The sequence below is a fragment of the Chloroflexus islandicus genome, from assembly GCF_001650695.1.
In the GTDB taxonomy this organism is placed as follows: Bacteria; Chloroflexota; Chloroflexia; order Chloroflexales; family Chloroflexaceae; genus Chloroflexus; species Chloroflexus islandicus.
Map to the genome: position 1 here is coordinate 35893 of NZ_LWQS01000060.1, position 17984 is coordinate 53876.

The following is a 17984-nucleotide window of genomic DNA, read 5'->3' on the forward strand; positions in this document are numbered from 1 at the left end:
AAAAAGTTCCCTAAAAACACAACCACGCCAACCCTCAGCGCGAGGGGAGGCGCGGCGCGCAAAGCTGCGGTACAATAGGGAACGGCTAGCGGCGCAGACGGCGCGGCAGATTGCGATCGCGGACCCGAACCCGGATCGGCTCAGGCTGCACCCGACGCAGCGAAATGAACAATCCTCCGGCTATGAGGATGAATGCCGCCAGTAGGATGAGTGTGGTCATACGCGAATCCTTTCCGCTGCGAAGAGGTGAGCACCCGCAGGGGTACGTACATAGCTTCAGTAGTGAGTAGTATAACGAAAAATTGTTACCACGTCCATACCATTTGGTGGATTTTTAGCGATTTTTCATTTTCGCCATCACGGGCAAGAGCAACGTATGCTGGATGCGGACGCTATTCGGGCCGGTTTAGCTCCCGGCGCAACCCTGCCGGCCACCATTCACTGTTACGAACAGGTTGGCTCGACGATGGATCTGGCGCGTACGGCCATCGCGACCCTGCCACCAAGCGCCCTGCCGGTATTGATCGTCGCTGAAGAGCAAACGGCGGGCCGGGGCCGGCTTGGCCGGCGTTGGGTCGCCCCACCGGGCAGCGCGCTGCTCTTTTCGCTTGGCCTCCGCCCACCGGCTGCCGTCACGACGACACCCACCGCCTTGATTTGGCTGGCAGCCGTAGCGTTACTCGAAACGATCGAAGCAGAAACGCCGCTGCGCGTTGGGTTGAAATGGCCGAATGACGTGTTAGTGCAAACACCGGCCGGCTGGGCGAAAACCGCCGGCATCCTGCTCGAAGGCGGGTGGGATAACGGCACGCTGGCGTGGGCCATTATTGGCTGCGGGATCAACGTGAGCGCCGCGCCTGACCCACAAACCACCCTTTACCCCACAACGGCCTTAACAATTGCTGGTGCGCCGGACGTTGACCGGCTCAGGCTGTTGCAGGCATTGCTGCGCCGGTATGACTTCTGGTTCCGCCAGTTGCAAGCCGGCGACAGCGATCGGCTGTGGGAGGTGTGGCGCAGCCGGTTGCTCACCCTTGGCCAGATGGTCACGATCGCGACCGGTAGTGGCACGATCCACGGCAAGGCAGTAGATGTCACGCGCAGCGGTGCGTTGCTCGTGCGCGAACCCTCCGGCGCAGTCAGCGTGGTCGAGAGCGGCGATGTAGGCTTGATTGGCGGTTAGCAGCCAAACTGACGTCTTCAAAACGAGACTAACCGATCGATCCCACAATGCAACCGCAATAAACGTACTGCCGCTCTGGATTCGCGCTCACATCAGCCATTTTTCAGCCCTACATCATTTTAACGGTTGTTCACGTATTTGGCGTGATATGGTATAGTAACATTCGGTGCGGAAGATTATCACAAAGATGCCCGATCCGCGTCCGATCGCCGCAATGCGCGACGGTGACAAACAAGTGGGGTGGGTTCTGTGTTGTCACGTCGCACAGCTACAGCGAACGGCATCTGAAATTCGGAGCAGGAGGTTATGTTGGCTTTGCGCAGGCGCATTCTGACCAGCGCCGCTTTCATCATAAGTCTGATTGCCGTAGCCATGATGCTGCGCATTGCCTTTGAATGGCGTCAGGCGCTGGCTGATATTGACGCAATGATTGTCACGCCGGTAACGTTGCCCACTGAAGCGAGCGTTGCGCCAACTCCCCAATCGATCACCTCTACCAGCGAGATCTATGGCCCGCCACCGGCCCCTCTAGCGGTGCAGCCAACCGTAGTCCCGCCGCCACCGGTTGATAACCCGCCGGCAGCAACGGCAACCGCTGAAGCGCTGCGGCTCAGCCGGCCCGAAATGAACATTCTCTTGTTGGGCACCGACGCCCGGCCTGATGATACCGGCCCCACCCGCACTGACGCGATCGTGCTGGTGCATATCGCCCGCGATACCGGGCGCGTTAGCATGCTGTCGATTCCGCGCGACCTCTGGGTGAGTTACCCCACCGGCGGCGAAGGCCGGATCAATGCCGCCTATGCGATTGGCGAGAATCGCTTCGGCCCCGGCGGCGGCGCGGCGCTGGCCAAATCGACGGTGAGCAAGCTGTTGGGGTTGCCGGTTGATCATTTCATCTTGATCAATTTTGAAGGGTTCAAGAAGATCATCGATCTCATTGGCGGGATTGAGATCGACGTTCCCCGCGCCATCTACGATCCGGCCTACCCCACCGAAGACTACGGCACCATCGAGGTCTCTTTCAAGGCTGGTCGCCAGTGGATGGATAGCGAGCGCGCGCTGATTTATGCTCGCACTCGCCACGCCGATAGTGATTTTGGCCGCAATCAGCGCCAGCAGCAGGTGTTGATGGCTATTTTCCACCGTATCCGCGACCGGGGGCTACTCCAGCAATTGACCAGCCTCGATGACTATACCGGCGCCCTGCGCGGTTACGTGACCACGGATCTCAGCCGCCGCACGATGCTCGAACTTGCCAGCTTTGCCCGCACAATTGATAGCGAGAACATTCTGCGCTACGCGATTGACTCGTCATCGATTGTCGAACTTGGCGGCGGCGCAACCTTCCGCGTCCAACCACAAGCATTACGGCGGATTGTCGCCCAGTTCACCGGTGAAGCCGTTTCAACGGCTGGCGGCGAGTAGTGCATTCCTGTGACCGAGCCTTCCGCTTCGACCAGCGTCTTTCGCAGCATTGCGCTGGCGGCGTTGCTGATTAGTCTTGGCAACGTCGCCAGCCGCGTGTTGGGGTTGGTGCGCGAGCCGATTATCGCCGCCTACTTCAGCCGCGGTCTGGAAGTTGATGCGTTTACCTTGGCGTGGACGCTGCCCAATGCCCTCTACGAGCTGCTGATCAGCGGCGCGGTCAGTGCAGCGCTGGTGCCGGTGTTTAGCGAATACGCCGAACGTGACCGCGACGAGTTCTGGCGCGTCGTTTCCACGGTCATCACCCTCGCGTTTACGATGCTGGTCATCGCCAGCGCACTGCTGGCATGGCAGGCGCCGCTTGCGGTGGCGCTGCTCGCTCGCCCCACCGAGTCAGTGTTGCAGGCTGAAGCCGTAGCCTTGGTTGGTTGGCTACTGCCAGCGGTGACGCTCATGGGGATTTCGGGGATCGTTACCGCTGTGCTGCATGCCCAACGCCGGTTTTTGTTGCCCGCTTTTGTGGCGGCTGCTTTTAACACCGGCATGATTATCGGGATTGTGACGCTAGCGCCGCTGGTGGGAATCAAGAGTCTCGCCGCCGGCACATTGTTGGGGGCCAGCGCCCAACTCCTGATCCAGTTGCCGGGCTTGCGCGACGCCAAATTGCGCATCCGGTTCGATCTGCGCCATCCGGCTGTGCGGCGCATTTTGCGCCTCTATGCGCCGGTTACGCTTGGGATCGGTTTTTCGCTGATCGGCGCGGTGATCGACCGCTGGCTGGCGTCAGGATTCCCGGCGGCGCTTTCGACCATGCGTTTTGCCACCACCTTGATCCAGTTTCCGTTGGGGTTAGTCGCTTCGGCGGTGGCGCTGGCCGTCTTGCCAACCCTGTCACGCCAGAGCGCCGCTGGTGATGAGCCGGCGTTTCGGGCCACATTGGCGATGGGTCTTAAGATTGTGTTGCTGTTGATCCTGCCAGCCACCGCCGGTCTGGCCGCGCTCAGCCAGCCGATTACCGCCACCCTCTTCGAGCGCGGCGCGTTTGGCGCCGAAGATACGGCTATCACCGCGCTCGCGCTCCTTGGTTATCTGCCGGGATTGCCGGCAGCCGCGATCGATCAGATGCTGTTGTTTGCCTTCTACGCGCGCAAAAACACTCTCACCCCCAACTTGATCCAAGGAGCAGCCATTCTCTGCTATTTGGCAGTTGCTGTGCCGCTCGCTGAAGGGACATCGCTTGGCTTCTTGGGGTTAGTGCTGGGTAATTCGGCTCAATGGATCGGCCATGCAATCATTACCGCATGGCTGTTGCAGCGATCGTTGCCGTTGGGTGGCTTGCGGCTGGGTGAAGCAACGATGAAAGGCGTTATCGCCAGCGGCATCATGGCGCTGGCCGTGAGCGGCATTGCCGCACTGGGCCAGAGCTGGCCGCCACTCGCGCAGGTGGCGGTGGCGGGCAGCGCCGGCATCGCGATCTATACGCTCCTCGCCATCGCCTTGCGACTGGAAGCGGCAACCTTTTTGCTCAACATCATCCGGGCGCGGTTGGGGCGGACGCCGTCGTCATAGGGGAGAGCACTGGCGCTATGACGTCCCGTACAACCGTTCCTCAAGCGCCTGCATCCGCTCGACGAAGAGTGATAGGAAGCGCGGCGTATCAAACGCTACGACTGCCCGCGCGTTCGGTTGGCGGCCATCTTGGAGCATGAAATCAGCCACAGTGAAACCCATCGTCAGCGGGCTGCACGTCTCGACGGTGACATGCACATCGGCATACGTGGCCAGATCGGGCAGAAAGACCAACGCCAGCGCCGCCGGATCGTTGATCGCACACCCGTCGTAACCGAAGTACCGCTGGTGAAACTCGATGTAAAAACGGGTCGCATCGGCGATAAAGCGCCCGATTGGCTTGCCGGCCTGCGCCAACCGGTTGACCTCACTCTCGTGCAGCCGCACCAGCCGGGTGATATCCCACGGCATAATCACCAGCGGCGCACCCGAGGAGAAGACAATCTGGGCCGCATGCGGGTCGGCATACACATTAAACTCGGCGCGTGGCGTCACATTGCCATCGGCCCGCAACGCACCACCCATCATGACGATCGCACGCAACGCACCGGCCAACCGCGGCTCTTTGCGGAGCGCCAACGCCACATTGGTCAGCGGCCCGACGGCGACTAACGTCACTTCGCCGGGTGCAGCCATCACGGTGCGAATGATAAAATCAACCGCATGCTCATTCGCTGGCTGAATCTGCGCTGCCGGCAGCCGCGCATAGCCTAATCCACGCTGGCCGTGGGTGTCGTGAGCCGTGGTCAGCGGCCGCAGCAGCGGCCGGTCGCAACCCACAAACAACGGCACCTGCTGGCCGCCACCCAATTCGAGCACGGCTAAACCATTCGCCACCGCTTCGGCTAAGGTGCAGTTGCCATGCACCACGCTCAAATCGGCCAGTTCGATTTCGGGTGAAGCAAGCGCGAGTAAAATAGCTAACGCATCATCAATACCGGGATCGGTATCAAGAATGATGCGGTGGGGCGAGGCACTCATAGCGACTCCTTAATCAGAAACAAATCGCACTACTGAAACGTTGATTACTATAGCATAGGATGTAGCGCGCATTGACGCCCTGCAAGGGGCGTGCCATAATGAGCGCGAGACGGCTGCAAGAGGAGTTGGCATGCGCGCCTATCTCGATATCGAAACGGCCTATAACGGCGTCATGAGCGTGCTGGGAATCTACCGGCAAGACCGGGGCATTATTCAGTTGGTCGGCGGCGGGATAAGTGATATTGCGCTGTACGATGCGTTGGAACATGTGACGACCATTGTTACGTTTAACGGCAGCAGTTTTGATCTGCCGGTGATCAAGCGCCAGTTGCACGCCGATCTGCGCGCCGAATTCGCCCATCGCGATTTGTTGCACGAATGCCGCCGGCGCGGATTGCGCGGCGGTCTGAAAGGCGTGGAAGAAAAACTTGGCATTGCCCGCGCCTCTGCCGGCCTCAGCGGGCGTGACGCGCCACGGCTGTGGGATCGCTACGAGCAGTATGCCGATCACGCCGCCTTGCAAACCTTGCTGGATTACAACCGCGATGATGTGGTGAATTTGGCGTTGCTGGAAGCCATTCTTGATGCGAATGGCCCGCTGTTGGCCAATCCCGCCCGCACGGTGAAATTGTGGTAACTCGTCACTGATTTGGATGCCTGTGCAAGATCGCTTACCAATGCAACCACAACTACTTGACGGTCGCTACCAAATTGAACGATTGCTCGGCGATGGCGGCATGGCCCGCGTCTATTTGGGGCGCGATCTGCGGCTGAATCGCCCGGTAGCGATTAAGATTCCCCATCCCCATTTGATGACCGATCCCGACTTTCTGGCCCGCTTTCGCCACGAAGCGCACGCGGCGGCGATGGTGAGCCACCCCAATCTGGTCGATGTCTACGATGTCGGCCAAGATGGCGACCAGCACTATATCGTGATGGAGTATGTCGCGGGGTCAACGCTGAAACAATTGATCAACCGCGAAGCGCCGTTTGCCATCCCGCGCGCAGTACGAATCGGCGAGCAGATTGCGCGCGGCTTACATGCCGCCCACCGCGCCGGGTTGATCCACCGCGATATTAAGCCGCAAAATATTATCGTTACCGATGACGGTCAGGTGCGGATTACCGATTTCGGCGTCGCCAAGAGCCATCTTTCCACCGCGATGACCGAAACCGGCATCACGCTCGGCACCGTTGACTATATCGCCCCCGAACAGGCACAGGGCCGCCCGGCGACACCGCAATCTGACATCTACGCGCTGGGGGTCGTTTTGTACGAGATGCTCACTGGCCGGCTGCCCTTTACCGGCGACACACCAGTCGCGGTGGCAATGAAGCATATTAGTGAACCGCCGCCGCCGCCGCGCCGCTACAACCCGCATATCCCGGCTGCACTTGAGGCGATCATCCTCCGCGCGCTGGCTAAAGATCCGGCCCTGCGCCAGCGCAGCGCGCTTGAATTGGCCGAGGAGTTGCGTTCGTATGAGCAACTAGTGACCCAAGCTACGGTGGTCAATCCCGGCGTCGAGCCACCGGCGCAGGGGCGGCCCGCCGCGCCGCCACGCCCCGCTCAAGTCACGGCGAGCCGTCCGGCGGCAATCCCAAGCCCACGCCCAACCACTGCCCGCGCCCCGCGGCAAGAAGGCTTGGGGTGCGGTGTCTTTCTGGTCGGGATGCTAACGCTGGCCGGCGTACTGGCGGTCGTGTTTGTCGTTAGCAGTGGAATGCTGAACAATCTCTTCGGCAACCCCTCACGGCCACCAACCACCCAACTGCCCAATGGCCAGAGCACCGAGGTCGCGCCGTCGCCGACCGTGGTGGCAACCGTTACGGTACCCGAACTCGTGGGCCGCAGCGATGGCGAAGCGCGCTCGTTGTTGCAGCAAAATAAGCTTGTTCCCATGCCTAGCAGCGAGCATAACCGCACCGTGCCACAGGGGATCGTCATCACGCAGGCCATTCCACCCGGCACGATCGTCGAAGAGAATAGCCCGGTTTCGTATACCGTGAGCCTAGGGCCATTATTGGTGGAAGTGCCGAATGTTACTGGTACGCGCCAAGATATTGCCCGCAACCAACTGGCTGCCGCCGGTCTGGTGGTGAACGTGGTGGAAGAGCCGAGCCAGCGGGTTGATGAAGGTTTTGTGATCCGCCAATCGCCAAGCGCAACGCTGCGCATCCCGCAAGGCGATACGGTGACGATTTACGTCAGTCTTGGCGATGTCGTGCGCTTCCCTGAGGTGATTGGACGCAGCCGCGCCGAGGCCGAAGCCATCTTGGCCAATACGCCGGGATTAACGCTCGTGTTTGTTGATGTGCAGGGCCGCGACCGGTTGCCCAATTTCGACCGCTACGCGCCCAACGAAGTGGTCAGCGCTGCGCGGGTCGTCGGCAACAATGAGGTGATCGGAATCAATAACGGCGATTACATCCCTCGCGGCAGCAGCATCGTGTTAGGCGTGCGCGCCGAAGAGTAGGGGCATAGCGCTGCGATGCCCCTACTCTTCAGCGCGCCACAACTTCATTCAAAAAACAACAACGCGGGTGGCGTCATTGCCACCCGCAATCATTGAACGCTAGAACGCGCCGCTTAGGCGTGGTCAGCGGTCGGTGCGTATTGGGCATGCAACCGTTCAGCTTCGGCCAACAATTGCTGGCGCTCGCTGACGCTCAGCGCCCGATCGGCAAAGCGGCGCCACTCTTCATTCATAGCCCACGCCCACTGTCCGGCAGCGGTCTTGATCCAGCGCGGCGCCTTGGGGGTTGCATGGTGATTGGTTTGCATCATGCTTCGTCTACCTCCTCATCAATCAAGTAAGACACAACTCCACTATCTTATAGATGCCAGTCACAAGTCAAGTGTAACAACTTGTTCTTGCGACCGGCTGAATAAAGCGTCACTCGCGGCTAACAACCTGCTCATCGCGTTGCCAGCACGGTTTCTTCGCTGATCCGGCCATTGCGCAATTGGAACACCCGATCGGCAACACCGATCATCTCGCGGCTATGCGTCACCATTAGCAGCGTTTTGCCCACCTGCCGGGTGAGACGGTCGAGCAGATCAAGCACCTGCGCGCCGGTATCGCTATCAAGATTGCCGGTCGGCTCATCGGCCAACACGAGATCGGGGTTATGGACTAGGGCGCGAGCAATCGCGACCCGCTGCTGTTCGCCGCCGCTGAGCCGATCAGGATAGGTGTTGGCGCGATCGGCTAACCCTACCGCCGCCAGCATCTCTAACGCCATTGCGCGCGCCGCCGGCCCGCGCTGGCCGTTTAACTCGAGCGGCAACAGCACATTTTCTAGCGCCGTCAACGTTGGCGCAAGGTTGTAGAACTGGAACACAAACCCGATCGACCGGCGGCGAAAGAGCGTGCGTTCCCGTTCGCTCAGTTGGTCAAGCCGCTGGCCAGCCACCCAGATCGCGCCCGAACTCGGCGTGTCAATCCCGCTGACCAGATTGAGCAGCGTGCTCTTGCCGCTCCCGCTTTTGCCAAGCAATACCACAAATTCGCCGGCAGCGACAGTGATCGTAATATCGTGCAACACGGTGCGCTGTTGATCACCCTCAAGGTATGATTTCGTGACCTGCTCGCACCGGATGACAGTTTTGTCAAGCATTTGCATTGCCTATCGCAACGTTTTGCACAAATATAGTAGTATTATACGGCATGTTGCCCAGAACATGCAACGCATTGTGTCATAGCACTGCGCTGGCTTAGGTAAGAAGTGCGGCAGTGGAACCGCCGCACTCCATAGTGAGAATGGCAAACGCATTGCGTAATGACGCTATGTGTCTTAGGTAAGAAGTGCGGCAGGGGGACTGCCGCACTCCACAGGGGGAATGAGAAACGATGCGCTACCGGCGCCAACGCGATTCATCCTAGGCGTATTCAAGCCAGCCGTAGCGATCGGGCCGCTCGCCTTGCACAATGCCAAAGAAGGCCTCTTGCACAGCAGCCGTGATCGGGCCGCGGCGACCAGCGCCCACCGGAATGCGATCCACCGAGCGGATCGGCGTGACCTCGGCGGCAGTGCCGGTAAAGAAGAGTTCATCAGCTAAATAGAGCATCTCGCGCGGCAAGATCTGCTCGCGCACCTCGACCCCCATCTCGCGCAGGAGGGTCATCACCGTATCGCGGGTAATCCCGCTGAGGATCGAGGACGTCAATGGCGGTGTGTACACCACCCCATTGCGCACCAAAAACAGGTTTTCGCCGCTGCCTTCGCTCACGTGGCCGTCGGCGTCGAGCGCAATGCCTTCGGCATAGCCGTTCGCCAGCGCCTCCATCTTGATCAACTGCGAGTTCATGTAATTGCCGCCCGCTTTGGCCAACGCCGGCATCGTATTCGGCGCAAAGCGATTCCACGACGAGATGCACACATCAACCCCTTGCTCCATCGCTTCGGCGCCGAGGTACTTGCCCCATTCAATCGTGGCAATCGCCACTTCGACCGGATTATTCTGCGGGTTGACGCCAATTTCGCCATAGCCGCGGAAGACAACCGGCCTAATGTAGCCGGAACGCAGCCGGTTAGCGCGCACCGTCTCTTTGACCGCCGCCACCAATTGATCGAGGGTGTAGGGGATGGTGGTACGATAAATCTTAGCCGAGTCGATCAACCGTTGCATGTGCGGGGTCAAGCGAAAGATCGCCGGGCCTTGCGGCGTCTCATAACAACGGATGCCCTCGAAGAAGCTGGTGCCATAATGAACGACGTGCGACATCACATGGATCGTCGCTTTATCCCATTCCACCAACTCACCATTGAACCAGATGTAATCCATTTTTTGGATCGGCATTGATCGTCTCCTTTGCTGGTATTCAAGCTCATGATTCATCAAACGCAAACAGATGCGGTTGCTGCCATCGTTCACCGGCGCGCCAGATCGGGATGCCGCCCGCGATCGGCTGCGCGCGCGCCGGCAGAGGGTGTAAGCGCGGGATCCGTTGCACGCCAGCCTGCCGTAACGTCCGCCCGACCCCGGCCACTGCCGCCTGCGGCGTGTTGGCATGGCGCGAGAGGTGGGCTAGCCAGACATCGCTCGGCGCGCCGGTAGCAACAATTTGGGCTAGCAACTGGCCGCATTGCGTGTTATCGAGATGGCCGCGCGGCCCGCTGATTCGCCGGCGTACCGCCGGCGGATACGGCGCAGACGGCAATAACTCGCGGTCATGGTTCGCTTCGATCACAATCAGATCCGCCGCGCTGAGCGCGGCTACCGTCGTCGCATCCCAACTGCCCAAATCAACGGCCACCGCAATCGTCACACCTGCCGCCTGTACGCGATACCCAACCGGGTCGGCAGCATCGTGCGGCACGCGAAAACTCTCGACGCTAAATGCGCCGATCGCGCCCCGTTCGCCAACGGGCAAAGCCGCGACTGGCGCCGTCGTCGCCGTGTCACCGAGCGCCGCCAACGTCGGCGCATTGGCCACCACCGGAACGCCGTACCGGCGAGCGAACGCTACTGCACTTAGGGCATGATCGTCGTGCTCGTGGGTCAGCAGCACAGCTCGCACCTGTGCGGGAGCAACACCGCGCGCGGCAAGCAATCGTTCGAGTGAGCGCAGTGAGATGCCGGCATCGACCAGCAACGCCTCATCACCCGCCTGCACCAACAGCGCATTGCCGGCGCTGCCTGAAGCTAACGACGCGACCAGCACACGATCCTCCAACCCGCTTTCCCAATTCTTTGCGCCGGCAATATCGTCCTCATCATTCACTCCGCTATGCCGAGCATGGTCGTGCTATGGTGATGCATGCAGCCAGCGCGCCAACACCTCGCGCGCGGCCCGCGCCGCTTGCGCCCGATGGCTGATCTGATTCTTGCGCTCGGCGCTCAGCTCGGCCAAGGTCGCATCTTCATCAAGCACGTAGAAGAGCGGGTCATAGCCAAACCCACCGCTACCGCGCGGGGCAAATTCGATCACGCCGGGCAACGTCCCTTCAACCAGCTCGGTCGGACGATTGGGATGGGCGAGCGCAATCACGCACACAAAGCGGGCCAACCGTTGATGCCACGGTACATCGCGCATCTGGTCGAGCAGATACTGCAACTGGGCCGGGCCGGTCACGCCGCCATACCGGGCCGAATGCACCCCCGGCGCGCCACCGAGCGCCGCTACTTCTAAACCGCTATCGTCGGCCAAGGTTGGCAACCCGCTGAGTGCGCAGTACCCCTCGGCTTTCAGCCGCGCATTCTCGGCAAAGGTTTGCCCGGTCTCATCCACTACCGTCGTAATGCCGAGATCGGCCAACGAATAGAGGCGCAGGTTGAGATCAGCGAAGATCGCGGCAAGTTCGCGCAATTTGCCCGGATTGTGGGTGGCGATAAGTAATTCGTGCATAACGTTGTTCGTCGGGATGCCCACGCTAAAGCTGGCAGTCATTGTACACGAATGTAGAGGCGCGGGCAACCAAGGTACAGAGCAGGCACTAGGGAATAGGCAGGCAGGGAAGAAGCGCTGTAATACGCTGAGCCCACTATCCCTACTCCCTCATTCGTTGACGATTGTCGCCCTTGTCGAGTACAATCAAGACAAGTGAATCGTACCAAGGCATTGACAGGCAGGCATGAACAATCTTTCCGGGACTCAATCAATCGAACGCGCCGCACCGCTCAGCATCCGTTCGTTGCGCGCCCTCGTGCGCACGATGCGCCCGCGGCAATGGATCAAGAATGTTTTCGTCTTTGCCGCGATCGCCTTTTCCGAAGGACGTCTCTGGTATCATCAACCGCTTGAACTCCTGCGCGTGATCGGGGCGTTTGTTGCATTTAGCATGGCGGCTAGCGCCATCTATCTGATCAACGATCTGGTTGATATCGAGAAAGATCGGGCGCATCCGAAAAAACGGCATCGCCCGTTAGCGGCTGGGTTGCTGAGCCCCACTGTCGCAGCCGTGACCGCAGCGGTTTTGATCGTTTCAGTCTTTCCGTTTGCGGTCTGGCTTGATGGCGATCTTGATTTTGCACTGGTGCTGGCCATCTACGTGGTGGTGCAGGGTTTTCTCTACAGCTATTGGCTCAAGAATGTCGTGATTTTCGACATTCTCATTATTGCCGCCGGTTTTATCTTGCGCGCCGTTGCCGGTGCGGCGGTGATCGATATTGTGATCACACCATGGCTGATCGTCTGTATGGGGTTGTTGGCGCTCTTCCTTGGCATCGGCAAGCGTCGCCACGAGTTGAAACTGCTCGAAGACGGGGCCGGCAACCACCGGCGCATCCTCGAAGAGTACTCGATCCCCTTGCTCGATCAGATGCAGGCGATTGTTACCGCCAGCATCGTGATGGCGTACAGTATGACGGCCTTCTCGGCGCCGGTTGCGCCACAAAAGCCGTTTCCCATGCTGATGATCACCATCCCGTTTGTGGTCTATGCTATTTTCCGCTATCTGTACCTGATCTATCAACGCGATGGCGGCGGCGCGCCCGAAGAATTGGTGCTGCAAGATCGCCCGCTGGCGCTGAGCATTATCTTGTGGGGTCTGACCGTGTTGGGTGTTTTGATCATCTTTCCGTCGTAACTGCCGTGTATACCTTCGTCAAATTTGGTGGTTCGGTCATTACCGATAAGACTGGACGCGAAGCGGCTGATGTGCCTGTGATCGAGGCGCTGGCTAGTGCAGTCGCGGCGGCCCGCGCTGCCGATCCATCGCTGGCGTTAGTGCTCGGCCATGGCAGCGGTTCGTTTGGCCACCACTACGCGGCGCGCTACGGCGTCCATCGCGGCACGCCGCTCGACGCCGATCATACCGGCTTTGCCCTCACCGCCGCCGCGGCACTGCGCCTCAACCGGATCGTGGTTGACGCCTTGCTCGCCGCTGGCGTGCCGGCGGTTAGCTTGCAACCGTCGGCTGCGCTGCGCAGCGCCAATGGCCAGATTACCGATTGGGAAACGACGCCGATCAGCGAGGCGCTCAAGCGCCGGTTGGTGCCAGTGATCCACGGCGATGTCGCTTTTGATACGGCTCAAGGCACCGCGATCATCTCTACCGAAGCACTGCTGAGCTTTCTGGCGCTCCGCAGTCCGCTGCAACCGCGCCGGATCGTGCTGGTCGGTGAGGCGGCGGTCTACACCGCTGATCCGCACCGTGACCCGTCGGCCCAGCCAATTCCATTGATCAATCGCGCCAATATTGGGCAGGTGTTGGCCGGCGCCGGCGAATCGCGCGCCGCTGATGTCACCGGTGGCATGCGGAGCAAGCTTGAGTTGATGTGGCGCTTGGTCGAGACCGTGCCCGGCTTAGAAGTCTACCTCATCGGGCCGCAACCCGCCTTGTTGACCGCGGCATTGCTTGGCCAACCGCTCGCCAGTGGCACATGTATCCGGCAATGACCACGCCTGAACACCAGATTCGCCAGCGCCATAAGGCGTGGAAACGCCTTGAGGAGCTGATTGCCCGCGCTAACGGCGGAATCGGCCAATTACCGGCGGACGAATTGCGCGAGCTGGGCCAACTGTACCGGCAAGTTTGCACCGATCTCGCCATTGCCCGCCGCGATTATCCCGATCATACCCTTACCAACTACCTCAACCAGCTCGTGACGCGCGCTCACGGGGTGATCTATCGCTATAGCGCTGCCGAACCCAATCGGGTCGTCACGTTCTTCCGCTATACCTTGCCGCACACCTTCCGCGCCACGTGGCCGATGACGTTGACCGCAGCGCTGGTGTTTCTGTTGCCGGCGATCGCCTCGTTTATCGCTGCCTTCCGCGATCCCGCCTTGGGTGAAACCTTCGTGCCCGGCGTTGATTTCATCGTCAATCAGATTCGCAACGGTGAAGAGTGGTGGTTGCGGATCAATGAAGGCCCTGCTGCCGCTTCAGCCGAGATTATGACCAACAATATCACAGTGGCGATCAGAGCGTTTGCCGGCGGGGTCACGTTAGGATTGTACACCCTCTACGTGTTGCTCGTAAACGGCTTGCTATTGGGCACGATTGCCGGCATTGCCCAACGTTTCGATTTTGCGGCCAACCTCTGGGGCTTTGTCGCCGCGCATGCCACCCTCGAACTCAGTGCCATTTTTATCGCCGGCGGCGCTGGCCTGCAACTTGGTTGGGCGATTCTCCGGCCCGGCACGTTGAGCCGGCGCGGCGCCCTAGTCGTAGCTGCCCGGCGCGCCGTAGTGTTGCTGATCGGTTGCGCCTTGATCTTGGTTGCCGCCGGTCTGATCGAAGCCTTTATTTCACCCACTACCCTCCCGCTGGCCCTAAAACTGTTCGTCTCGATCAGTTCAGGCATCCTCCTCTACGCATACCTGCTGCTCAGCGGGCAAAATAGGGAACAGAGCAGCAAAGCGCCAAGATGAGCGGGTACCTATCATTCACCGCCTCCTACCGGTCGCCGCACCAGCCGGATCGACTCCACAATCACCGTGCCGCCATCACCGGCGCTGACCGGATCGAAGCGCAACCCGCCCACCAGATCAAGCCGATCGGCCAAGGCGGTGACATCGAGCCGGTAAGTAGCCACCGCCGGCCCCTGCGTGAGGGTAAAGCGGAGCGAATACGCTTCGCTGGTCTGGCCGGCTGGGTCAAGGAGAAAGAGTTGGGCATCGCGCGCAGTGGTTGTCGCCGCCAAACGCACCTCAATCGCCGCTACATCAGCCAGCGAGAACAGCAACGGCGGACTGATCAGCGCCGGATCGAAGGCCGGCTTCACCTGCCAACCGGCAGCCGTCATGGCTTCAGCCACTACGCCGGTAGCGCGCCAACCCCAGCGTCCGGCGCGAAAATCCCAGCCATCCGTCCACAATAACGCATTCGCACGCGGGATCATGCGATACGACGGCAGATCGGCGGCCAACGCCACCGGTCGTAACTTGGCTTGGAGGGGGGCGTAGCAAGCCGCTACCTGCTCGGCGGTCAAGCCAAACCGCTCAGCCGGAGTTGGCGGTTGGCCGGGTGGGGCAGGCGCCGGATGCTGCGCTTCATCGGCAATCAGTACCGCATAGCCGCTCGCCAAGGCAGTCTCGACCCGTTGGTGGATGAGGGTGCAAGCCGCCGGCCAATCGCCGCCGCTCGCAGTCATTGCCTGATTAAGGCCATAGACGGTATCGCGCCCCCAGTAATGCGGCAGATAGAGTTCGAGCACGCCGTCAGGCACAATGATCAGATCGCCGGGTTGGCTCAACTCAGCGAGCGCTGCTGCAATCCGGCGTTGCAGATCGCGATTGGCATCACCCCGTTCCACAATCGCCGGCAAATTGAGCGCCAGCAACACCACTGCCAGAGCAACGCCAGCTCCACCTGCCAACCCTGCCCGCCAACGATCGAGCGGATGGCGCGTAGCCAACGCTGCACTGAGCAGCACCGCCAGCGGCGGCAGGCTAGCGATCCAGAACTCGATATTATCCGGTTCCCACCAGAGGAAGAACAAGCCATACACCAGCAGCCAGCTTAACAATCCGGCTAGCAACGAGCGCGGCAAGCGGGCAATCCCTCGCCACCCAGCCAGCAGCAGCGCGCATGCCAGCGCGCCTATGATCGCACCGCCGTTCATGGCCAGCGTTTCACTCCAACCCTTGCCCAAACCGGCCAACTTCGCGCCATCAATCGCGCCCCCCCAAAATCCGGTGCGGGCATAGCCGGTCAACCATGCCCACACCTCATCCCAACGGCGCATCCCGCTTACACCAAACGCCACCCACAGATACGCGCCACCCACGATAAACCCCAGTGGCAGCAGATAGGCCATTGCCAAGCGCAGGCGGTCACGGTGATCGCTCACTGCCAACCCAAGCGTCACCAGCGCCGGAACCGCTAATAAGGCATTGGTCTGGTGGCCCAACACCGCCACTCCGTGCGCCACCCCCAGCCAAAAGGCCGTCTGCCAGCGTGGCCGGCGTGCAATGGCAGCCAGCAGCCACAACGCAGCGATCAGGGCAACCGCGGCAAGGGTGTAGACCTCTACCTCAACGGCGTAATACCAATAGGCATAACTCCAGCCAACGCTCAGCGCCGCCGCCAGCGCGGCAATGGTCGAGCCAGTCACCGCGCGCCCAAGCAAAAAGAGCAACACTACACCGGCCGCACCGGCAAGCGCATTCACCGCTTGCAGCCACAGCTCGGCGCTACCCTGCCAACCCAAGCCGGTCGCCAGCCACCGGATCAACGCCCCCAGCGGACCGTAGAGGAGGTGATGGGGATGAAACAACTCTGGCCATGGCTTACGATCCACATCAAGGACATACGAGAGGGCATCATACGTATGCACCTTGGTTAATGTAAGCAGATAGAGGGCAACAAAAACGACGCCGAGCAACGGCGCCAGCCAGCGCGAATACATCTGGGAATGGTTCATGGGTGACGTTCAGATGAGCTAACTTCGCTATACCGGCAACCTCTCATCACGAGCAAAGCTATGATTTAGGATATACAGAGTGCGGCAGTGATACTGCCGCACTCCATACACGAGAGAGGCCAGTCCAAACGAACCGGATCATGTTCCCCGCAACAGCATCGGTCTTTTTCACCGCTAACCGATGCCATAACGCAACAGAACTTTATTCTGCCGGTTGCACCACAATCTGATCACCGATGGCGGTTTGAGTTGCGCCAATCACCCCCACCGGTAGTTCAAGCACATAGCGAGCGCGCCGGTGGCCAGCATAGAGCCGCCATGGCGGCAATGACGGATAGAGCGCCACGACCTGCCCCTGCCGATCAACGAAGATGGCATCGATTGGAAACCGCATAAAGAGCATATGAATGCTATTACACGGTTCAATCAACAGACCGCTGCCCGGCGGCAATGATGATCGGCCAAGTAAACCGCGGCCACGGCTGAGAAACGTGCGCGCCACTTCGCATTGACGGGCAAGGACAGCGCGCCGAGATTGATTCACGATCTGCACCATCACCGCCTAATTACCTGCCCCACTGTTCATCACCCCTAATGCCGTCATAATTCTCGGCACCGCCGGGCCAAGGATGACGACAAAGAGTGCAGGGAAGATCAAAAACACCATTGGGATCAACATTTTCACCGGAGCCTTCTGCGCTGCCTCTTCCGCGCGTTGGCGGCGGCGCACGCGCAACTGATCAGACTGGATGCGCAGGATCTTCGACATCGACACACCCAACTGATCAGCCTGTATCACCGCTGAAACAAAGGTCTGCACATCATCGACGCCAGTACGTGCAGCCAGATCGCGCAACGCCTCGCGACGGGTACGGCCCAGACGGATATCTTGCAAAACGCGCTGGAATTCATGCGACAATTCGTTATCCCACTTCTGCGCTACCCGCTGCAAGGCCAAATCAAAGGCCAATCCCGCTTCGACGCTGATACACAGCAGGTCGAGCGCATCGGGCAACGCCTTCAGAATATTCTTCTTCCGTTGCTTAATCTTGCGGTCGAGCCAAATACCGGGCAAGATATACCCAATCGCCGCTGCGATCAGAGTCCCCATCAAGGCTTGCATGAACGGCATACGGCCTATCACCAAGAGCCCAATCAACATCATCAACACGATTGCCAGCGCCATGCGCAAGCCGATGAACATATTGGGCGAGATATTACCGGGATTGCCAGCCAATTGCAGATTCGTCCTCAACCGTTCCTGATTCTGCTTAAGACCAAACCGGCCTAGCGTATTCAGGAGAGCGCGAAACATCGGGATGAGCACCCGTTCACGAAATGGCTGCTGCAGCTCAAGCTCTTCGAGTGATAACGACACATCGGTATACTGATCGAGACGTTCGCTGATTGCCCGCGACTGATTCATCTGGCGAACCGCAACGATGATCAGCGCAGCTCCGACCAATACGATCCCGGCGATAATCAAGATATCGATCATTGCTGCACC

At 60.0% G+C, this 17984-nt stretch carries 18 protein-coding genes; 8 read left to right on the top strand and 10 right to left on the bottom strand.

Annotated features, from left to right (window positions below; genetic code table 11):
• Positions 1–85 precede the first annotated feature (85 nt).
• Positions 86–220 carry a hypothetical protein gene (locus A6A03_RS20995; RefSeq protein WP_281181285.1) on the bottom strand — a complete coding sequence of 45 codons (135 nt, stop codon included), beginning with the start codon at positions 218–220 and terminating at the stop codon, positions 86–88.
• A gap of 156 nt (positions 221–376) precedes the next feature.
• Here A6A03_RS20995 and A6A03_RS11650 point away from each other — a divergent pair, with 156 nt between their 5' ends.
• The 3 genes from A6A03_RS11650 to murJ all read left to right on the top strand — a co-directional run bounded on the left by A6A03_RS11650 (position 377) and on the right by murJ (position 4180).
• Positions 377–1183 carry a biotin--[acetyl-CoA-carboxylase] ligase gene (locus A6A03_RS11650; RefSeq protein ID WP_066788265.1) on the top strand — a complete coding sequence of 269 codons (807 nt, stop codon included), beginning with the start codon at positions 377–379 and terminating at the stop codon, positions 1181–1183.
• Positions 1184–1489: 306 nt separating this feature from the next.
• The gene (locus A6A03_RS11655) at positions 1490–2611 is read left to right on the top strand and encodes an LCP family protein (RefSeq protein ID WP_066788267.1); all 1122 of its coding nucleotides are present in this window, start codon (positions 1490–1492) and stop codon (positions 2609–2611) included.
• 9 nt (positions 2612–2620) lie between these two features.
• A complete protein-coding gene (gene murJ / locus A6A03_RS11660; RefSeq protein ID WP_066788269.1) occupies positions 2621–4180 on the top strand; it encodes a murein biosynthesis integral membrane protein MurJ in 1560 nt (519 codons plus the stop codon).
• Positions 4181–4195: 15 nt separating this feature from the next.
• Here the strand turns inward: murJ and A6A03_RS11665 are convergent, their stop codons facing one another.
• Positions 4196–5161: a nucleoside hydrolase gene (locus A6A03_RS11665; protein WP_066788271.1), complete on the bottom strand. Its 966-nt coding sequence runs from the start codon at positions 5159–5161 to the stop codon at positions 4196–4198.
• A 130-nt stretch (positions 5162–5291) separates the two neighbouring features.
• On the opposite strand from A6A03_RS11665, the gene A6A03_RS11670 reads away from it, so the two are divergent.
• Together A6A03_RS11670 and pknB are read left to right on the top strand one after the other, a co-directional pair.
• Positions 5292–5798, top strand: a complete 507-nt coding sequence (locus tag A6A03_RS11670; protein WP_066788274.1) for a ribonuclease H-like domain-containing protein — start codon at positions 5292–5294, stop codon at positions 5796–5798.
• A 40-nt stretch (positions 5799–5838) separates the two neighbouring features.
• The gene (pknB, locus tag A6A03_RS11675) at positions 5839–7638 is read left to right on the top strand and encodes a Stk1 family PASTA domain-containing Ser/Thr kinase (protein ID WP_066788597.1); all 1800 of its coding nucleotides are present in this window, start codon (positions 5839–5841) and stop codon (positions 7636–7638) included.
• 113 nt (positions 7639–7751) lie between these two features.
• Here pknB and A6A03_RS11680 read toward each other — a convergent pair whose 3' ends face one another.
• The 5 genes from A6A03_RS11680 to rdgB all read right to left on the bottom strand — a co-directional run bounded on the left by A6A03_RS11680 (position 7752) and on the right by rdgB (position 11514).
• Positions 7752–7949, bottom strand: coding sequence for a hypothetical protein (locus tag A6A03_RS11680; RefSeq protein WP_066788278.1), 198 nt, complete (start codon positions 7947–7949; stop codon positions 7752–7754).
• A 131-nt stretch (positions 7950–8080) separates the two neighbouring features.
• Entirely contained in the window at positions 8081–8782 is a 702-nt protein-coding gene (locus A6A03_RS11685) for an ABC transporter ATP-binding protein (RefSeq protein ID WP_245668963.1), read from the bottom strand.
• 262 nt (positions 8783–9044) lie between these two features.
• Entirely contained in the window at positions 9045–9965 is a 921-nt protein-coding gene (locus tag A6A03_RS11690) for a branched-chain amino acid transaminase (protein ID WP_066788283.1), read from the bottom strand.
• Positions 9966–9993: 28 nt separating this feature from the next.
• Complete coding sequence (locus A6A03_RS11695) at positions 9994–10890, bottom strand: MBL fold metallo-hydrolase (protein ID WP_245668964.1); 897 nt, start codon at positions 10888–10890, stop codon at positions 9994–9996.
• 24 nt (positions 10891–10914) lie between these two features.
• Positions 10915–11514, bottom strand: a complete 600-nt coding sequence (rdgB, locus tag A6A03_RS11700; protein WP_066788286.1) for an RdgB/HAM1 family non-canonical purine NTP pyrophosphatase — start codon at positions 11512–11514, stop codon at positions 10915–10917.
• A 226-nt stretch (positions 11515–11740) separates the two neighbouring features.
• Here rdgB and A6A03_RS11705 point away from each other — a divergent pair, with 226 nt between their 5' ends.
• The 3 genes from A6A03_RS11705 to A6A03_RS11715 are packed head-to-tail and all read left to right on the top strand — an operon-like array spanning position 11741 to position 14483.
• Entirely contained in the window at positions 11741–12694 is a 954-nt protein-coding gene (locus A6A03_RS11705) for a decaprenyl-phosphate phosphoribosyltransferase (protein WP_066788288.1), read from the top strand.
• Positions 12649–13506, top strand: a complete 858-nt coding sequence (locus A6A03_RS11710; RefSeq protein ID WP_245668965.1) for an isopentenyl phosphate kinase — start codon at positions 12649–12651, stop codon at positions 13504–13506. The genes A6A03_RS11705 and A6A03_RS11710 overlap by 46 nt, the downstream gene beginning before the upstream one ends.
• Entirely contained in the window at positions 13503–14483 is a 981-nt protein-coding gene (locus A6A03_RS11715) for a stage II sporulation protein M (protein ID WP_066788294.1), read from the top strand. The genes A6A03_RS11710 and A6A03_RS11715 overlap by 4 nt, the downstream gene beginning before the upstream one ends.
• 11 nt (positions 14484–14494) lie before the next feature.
• Here A6A03_RS11715 and A6A03_RS11720 read toward each other — a convergent pair whose 3' ends face one another.
• The 3 genes from A6A03_RS11720 to A6A03_RS11730 all read right to left on the bottom strand — a co-directional run bounded on the left by A6A03_RS11720 (position 14495) and on the right by A6A03_RS11730 (position 17975).
• Complete coding sequence (locus A6A03_RS11720; protein ID WP_066788298.1) at positions 14495–16477, bottom strand: glycosyltransferase family 39 protein; 1983 nt, start codon at positions 16475–16477, stop codon at positions 14495–14497.
• 202 nt (positions 16478–16679) lie between these two features.
• Positions 16680–17021: a DUF192 domain-containing protein gene (locus A6A03_RS11725; RefSeq protein WP_425394380.1), complete on the bottom strand. Its 342-nt coding sequence runs from the start codon at positions 17019–17021 to the stop codon at positions 16680–16682.
• 18 nt (positions 17022–17039) lie between these two features.
• The gene (locus A6A03_RS11730; protein WP_066788304.1) at positions 17040–17975 is read right to left on the bottom strand and encodes a type II secretion system F family protein; all 936 of its coding nucleotides are present in this window, start codon (positions 17973–17975) and stop codon (positions 17040–17042) included.
• Between the last annotated feature and the right edge of the window lie 9 nt (positions 17976–17984).